The organism is Halalkalibacter flavus (assembly GCF_036663575.1).
GTDB classification, from domain to species: Bacteria; Bacillota; Bacilli; order Bacillales; family Bacillaceae_D; genus Halalkalibacter; species Halalkalibacter flavus.
The window spans coordinates 1-271 of the sequence record NZ_JAWRVK010000237.1 but is presented as its reverse complement, the minus strand read 5'-3'; the positions used below and the strand labels follow the sequence as shown (position 1 = coordinate 271).

Annotated in this window: 1 protein-coding gene; it reads right to left on the bottom strand. The window is 45.4% G+C overall.

The features are described from left to right. Window positions 1-239 (bottom strand): GTP-binding protein (locus tag SAY88_RS26195; protein ID WP_431308926.1); only part of this gene is annotated, 239 nt, incomplete at its 3' end. Window positions 240-271: the final 32 nt, after the last annotated feature.

The following is a 271-nucleotide window of genomic DNA, read 5'->3' as shown; positions in this document are numbered from 1 at the left end:
CCTCGATAGTAACTGCTTGTTATAGTCCTGAATCGCTCCTGTCCAGCTGTATCCCAAATCTGCAGCTTGACGGTTTTTCCTTCCAGCTCCACGGTTCTGATTTTGAAATCAACTCCAATGGTACTTATGTAGCTGTCGACGTAGGAGTCATCAGCGAATCTGAGAAGCAAGCAGGATTTTCCAACGGAAGAGTCGCCGATTAGGAGAAGCTTGAACAGATAATCGTATTCGTTACTCATTACAACTCTCTCAACTGCAATCAACTCTGCCC